This is a genomic window from Streptomyces sudanensis, from assembly GCF_023614315.1.
GTDB lineage: Bacteria > Actinomycetota > Actinomycetes > Streptomycetales > Streptomycetaceae > Streptomyces > Streptomyces sudanensis.
Genome location: NZ_CP095474.1, coordinates 4,638,104 through 4,643,502, shown reverse-complemented (window position 1 = coordinate 4,643,502; position 5,399 = coordinate 4,638,104). Strand labels below are relative to the sequence as shown.

General features: G+C 77.5%; 2 protein-coding genes and 1 pseudogene. All 3 read right to left on the bottom strand.

The genetic code is table 11. The features are described from left to right. Positions 1-2,557, bottom strand: a pseudogene (locus MW084_RS21515) (coiled-coil domain-containing protein); the annotation flags it as partial. Between the two features lie 163 nt (positions 2,558-2,720). Then, a complete protein-coding gene (locus MW084_RS21510; protein WP_010468744.1) occupies positions 2,721-3,623 on the bottom strand; it encodes a hypothetical protein in 903 nt (300 codons plus the stop codon). Positions 3,624-3,657: 34 nt separating this feature from the next. Then, a complete protein-coding gene (locus MW084_RS21505) occupies positions 3,658-5,193 on the bottom strand; it encodes a hypothetical protein (protein WP_010468746.1) in 1,536 nt (511 codons plus the stop codon). Positions 5,194-5,399 lie beyond the last annotated feature (206 nt).

Here is a 5,399-nt window from a genome sequence, read left to right as displayed (position 1 = left end):
GCCTCGGCGCGGGCGGTGCGGGCCTCGGCGAGGGCGGCCTCGGCGGCGAGGGCGGTCTCGCGTGCGGTGGCGGCGGCCTCGGCGAGTTCGGCGAGCATGCCGGGCGGGCAGTCGGCGCGCCAGGAGCCGATGCGGGCGGCCAGCGACCGGTCGCCGGCGAGGCGGGCGGCGAGGGCGCGGATCTCCTCGTCGCGGGCGGCGGCGCGGGCGCGCAGGGCCCGGCGCTCCTCGTCGGCGGCGTGCTCGTCGTGCATGGCCGGGTTCGGCGGGACGAGGAACACCTCGCCGTCGTCGTTCCCGGTCCGGGGCACGGGGGCGAGGAGCGCGGCGGCGGTGCCGACGGCGACGGCGGAGCGCGGGAGGAGGGCCGCCCCGGACAGGGCCTCGCGGGCGCGGGCGTACGAGTGGGGGTCGGTGACGACGACGCCGTCGACCAGCTCGGGGCGGGCGGCGAGGACCGCGGCGTGGTCGGCGGGGTCGACGGACTGGGCGAGGTAGCGCCAGCCGGGCAGGGCGGGGACGCCGTGCTCGCCGAGGAACTCGACGGTGGCGAGGACGTCGGGTCCGGGCGGCAGGAGGCCGCCGTCGCCGAGGGCGCCGAGGATGCGGGCGTCGTCGGCGGCGGCGGTGCGCAGGTCGAACAGCTTGCGTTCGGCGGAGGCGATGTGCCGGTCGAGGAGTTCACGCAGTTCGTCGGCGTACCGGTCGAGGTCCTCGGCGGTCGGCGCGCCCCGGACGGCGGCGGGCTGGCCGGTGTCGCCGGGCGCCGCCGGGACGTCCTCGCCGGTGTTCTGCCGGGGCAGGCGGGCGGCGGGGGCGGAGGGCAGGCCGAGGAGTTCGGCGAGGCGCTCGTCGGCGGCGAGTGATTCGGCGGCGCGCCGCTCCGCCTGGTGGGCGTTCTCGGCCGCCTGCGCGGCGTCGGCGGCGCGGGCGGCGGCCAGTTCGGCCCGGGACTCCTCGGCGGCGGCCTCGCGGGCCCGCTGGGCGGCGGCGCGGGCGGCCTCGCGGGCGGTGTCCCAGGCGGCGACGGCGGTCTTCTCGGCGTCGCCGGCGGCCAGGGCGGCGCGGGCGGGGTCCGCGTCCGGGGCGGTGTCGTCGAGCCAGCCGGCCCGTACCGCCTCGGCGGTCTCCTGCTCGACCTCGGCGAGGCGCTGGCGCAGGTGGGCGGCCTCGCTGCGGGCGCGCTGGGCCTCGGTGGCGGCGGTGGTGGCGTCGCGGTGCGCGCTCTCCGCGGTCTCCTGAAGGGCGGTGGAGCGCCGCTCCTCCTTCTCGGCGTGGCGTTCGCCGTCCTCGGCGGCGGCGTGGAGGGCCCGTACGAGGTCGGCGGCCGCCTGGGCGCGGGCCGCGAGGGCGGGGGCGGCGTCCCGTTCGGCCTCCCGGATCGCGGCGGCCACGCGCGCCGAGCGGTCGGCCGCGGCACGGTGCCGCAGGACGGCTTCGGCGGCCTGCCAGGCCGCGTGGAGGGTGCGGGCGTCGGACAGTTCGCGGCGCTGGGCCGCGGCGTCCTTCTCGGCGGCGGCGAGGGCCAGGGAGGCGTGGCGGTAGGCGAGTTCGGCGGCGACGAGGGAGGCGCGGGCGCGGGCCCGTTCGGCCTCGGCTGCGGTGTCGGCGGCGGCGGTGACCTGCTCGGCGAGTTCGGCGACGCGTCCGCGCTCCTCGGCGGCGCGGGCGGAGAGGCGGCGGGCGAGGGTGCGGGTGCGGCGCTCGGCGGCGGCGTGGACGTCGCGGGCGCGGGCGCGGGCGGCGGACGCCTCGACGATGCGGCCGAGGAGGTCGGCGGAGCCGGCGGTGAAGTCGCGCTCGGCGGTCAGTTCGGCGCGGCGGCCGAGCTTGTCGCCGAAGCCGCCGACGAGGTCGGCCAGGCCGTCGGTGTCGCGGGTGTCGGTGACGGCGCGCAGGAGGAGGTCGGTGAAGTCGGAGTCCTTCTTGACCGCGAAGAGGCCGGCGGCCTCGCCCTCGTCGGCGTTCATCTCCCGCTGGTAGCGGAAGAGCTCCGGGTCGAGGCCCAGGTCGCCGAGGTGCTCGTTCCAGCGGTCGTGGGTCTCCTCCCAGTACACCTCCAGGTGCGGGTAGGCGCGGCCGGCCTCGGTGAGGGCGTCGCGGAAGCCCTTCATGGTGCGGCGGCGGCCCCGGGCTCCGGAGGCGCCCTCGCCCGGCGGGCGGACGGAGGCGGTCTCGGCGACGGGGAGGTTGTCCAGGCCGAGGCCGGGGCCGGGGCGGAAGGAGTACCAGGCCTCGGCGAACTTGCGGGGGTCGCTGGAGACCTGGCGGCCGCGCCACTCGCTGACCTTGCCGACGACGACGAGCTCGCCGGTGAGGGTGTGCTGCCACTCCAGGGCGACGTGCCCGCAGTCGTCGGCGAGGAGGAACTTGCGGAGCACGCCGGAGCTAGCGCCGCCGAGGGTGTTGCGGTGGCCGGGGAGCATCACCGAGAAGATCAGCTTGAGGAGGACGGACTTGCCGCCGCCGTTCTCCAGGAACAGCACGCCCGCGGGGGCGGGGCGGCGCGGCGGGCCGACCGGCTCGTCCTCGAAGAAGTCCGCCTGCGCGGGGGGGGNGGGNCACGGGCGCGCCCACCCCGCGCAGGTCCAGGACGGTGTCGGCGTAGCGGGCACCGGCGGGTCCGATGGAGTAGAGGCGGACCCGGGACAGCTCGTACATGGCGGCGGACTCTCGTCGGTGGTGGTTCGCGGGGTGCGGTGGTCGGGTGGGCGGTGCGGTCAGCCGTGGAACGGGAGGCCCGCGTCGGCGGCCAGCTCCAGGTCGTCGCCGTCCGGCGGGGGCAGGAGCGTGGCGGAGCCGTCGGTGACGGGGACGACGCCCAGGTCGAGGAGCTCGGTCAGGGCGGCGCTGCCGGCCATGTCGCGGACCTGGAGCTGGTAGCGGGCGGTGGTGCGGTACGTGCCGCCCGCGTCGTCGCCGGTGCGCTGGAGGAAGCCGGACTCGGTGAGGAACGTGACGGCCTTGCCGATGACACCGGTGGTGGAGCCGGCGAGGCGGCGGGCGTCCTTGGTGGCGCCGGTGGCGCTGCGGCGCGCGTAGACGCGCCAAGCCGCTTCGAGGCCGGGGGCGTCGGAGGCGGGGTCGGTGTTCTCGCCCTCCCGTTCGGCGCGCTCCTCCAGGCGGCGGCAGGCGTGCCGTACGAAGGCGTCGACGCCGTTGACGGTGATGCGGCCGACGTAGCCGTCGTCGGCGAGGTCCTCGGGGCGGGGGAAGGCCAGGGCGGCGATCGCCAGGTGGGCCAGGCCGTGCAGGAAGCGGTCGGCGGAGTCGGCGGAGGCGCGGCGGGCGTAGTCGCCCATGCGGACGGCGAAGACGGAGTCCTCACCCGCCGCGACGGCCATGCCCGCGCGGAGGGAGACCTCCAGGACGACGAGGCCGAGACCGGTGGCGACGGCGTCGGCGAGCCGGGCGAAGGCCGGGTCCTCGCGGTGGCGGCGGAGCAGTCCGGCGTACTCGGCGTCGCGGGCGGGGAGCAGCCGGGGCTGCAGGCCGAAGGAGACGAGCCGGGCGGCGTCGGCCGCGTCGGCGGGGGTGACGCCGCCGGGCGGGGCGGGCCGGGGGGCCCGCTCGGCTTCGGGTTCGCCCCACGCGTCGGCGTGCTCGGCGCGGTGGTCGCTCACGGCTGGTGCTCCTCGGTGCTGCTGGTGGTCGCGGTCATGTCGGGTCCGTGCGGCCGGCGGCCATGCCCGCCGCGTCGAGCAGGGCCGTGCCGACGATCAGGTCGGCGCCGCCGAACTCCGGGTCGTCCAGTTCCGTGCCGTCGTCGACGGCGAACAGGAGGCGTTCCTCGCCCTGCCGGTAGGCGGTGCCGACCGGGGGGCTCGCGGCGTGGACGGCGAGCAGGGCGACGAGGTACGGCAGGTCGGGGTCGCGCAGGCGGGCCTCGGCGAGCAGGCCGGAGAGGCGGCGGGGCGCGTCGTGCTCCAGGTCGAGCAGTTCCGTGGCCGCGGCCAGCTGCTCCTCGCTGAAGCGGCTGTCGTCGGGGGTGGCGATCAGGTCGGGCTCGGGCATCTCGGCGCCGAGGTGCTCGCGCTCCGCGGGCGGGGTGAGGAGCAGGTCGACGAGGTCGCCGACGCGGACGGCGCCGGGGGCGCGCAGGCCCGTGCCGCACGCGAAGTACGCGTCGGTGACGCGGACCGCCTGCTCGAGCGGGAGCGGCAGCAGCGGGGCGACGAGCTGGCCGTACAGGTCGACGCCGGCGCGGGCGGCGGGCCGGGCGAAGGCCTGGCGGTCCTGTTCGGCGCGGAACAGCGGGCCGGCCTCCAGGAGGCGGGACTGGAGCTGCGTGTGACGGCGGATGCAGTCCTTGACTATGTCGACGAGTTCGGCGGCGCGGCGCTTGTGCTCGGAGCCCTCGGCCTCGTCGCGGGCCTTGCGGATGTTGGTGAGGATCGCGTTCTCGTGGCGGTAGCGGTCCGCCACGTGTGCCAGGGCCTCGTCGATCAGGTCGGGGACGATGTCGAGCCAGTCGACGGCGCGGACGTCGCGCCGGGTCGCCTCCAGGGTCCTGCGGAGGGTCTCGGCGTACTGGACCGTGCGGTAGCGGGCCTGCTCCGCGGCGAGCTGGGCGTCGGCGAGCCGGCCCCGGCTGACCAGCACCTCCAGCTTGACCTCGGCGGCGATCTGGGCGCTGGTGACGTCCGTGTCGAGGGCGCCCACCAGGACGTTGACGGCCTCGTCGGTGGTGCGGAGGTAGACGCCGCCGCCGTGGCCGGGGACCTCCTCGACGAGCTTGAAGTCGTAGTCCCTGCGGACGTACGCGCCGTCGGGGCCGAAGGTGCCGTAGACGGCGCGGAAGCCCCGGTCGACGCTGCCGACGTTGATCAGGTTCTCCAGGACCCAGCGGGCGACGCGCTCGTGCTCGGCGGCGGGCCGACCGGGGGCCTGGGCGGCGACGCGCGGCAGCAGGCGGGCGACGACCTGCTCGTGGTCGGCGCCCGTGTCGAAGTCCATGTTGAGCGTGACGAGGTCGATCGCGGCGAGGGCGATCTCCGCCATGGTGTAGACCGAGTACTCCCCCGCCAGGTTCGCCTTGCGGACGTCCAGGTCGTGCAGGGGGGCGGTGCAGGCGAGCGCGCGCAGGCGCCGCGCCAGCCCTTCGTCGGCGGCCGGGCCCTGCGCGGGCCTCGGCCCCGCGCCGAGCTGGGGCGGAACGGGTTCTGTCGGTTCCGTCGGGGCAGGCGAGGTCACGGTGCACAGAGTAGGTCCTCGCGGTGACAGCGGTCGAAACGGCGCGGGACGGGCGCAGCGCGGCCGGGCGCCCCGGGCCGGGCCGGTGGCGCGGCTCCGCGCCGTGCGCCATCCTGTCGGCGTCGCCCGCCCCGGGTTCCCGCCGNTNNGANCCTCTGACGCTGCCGACGACCCCCACCCCTCGACCCGCACTAGCACCCACCTTT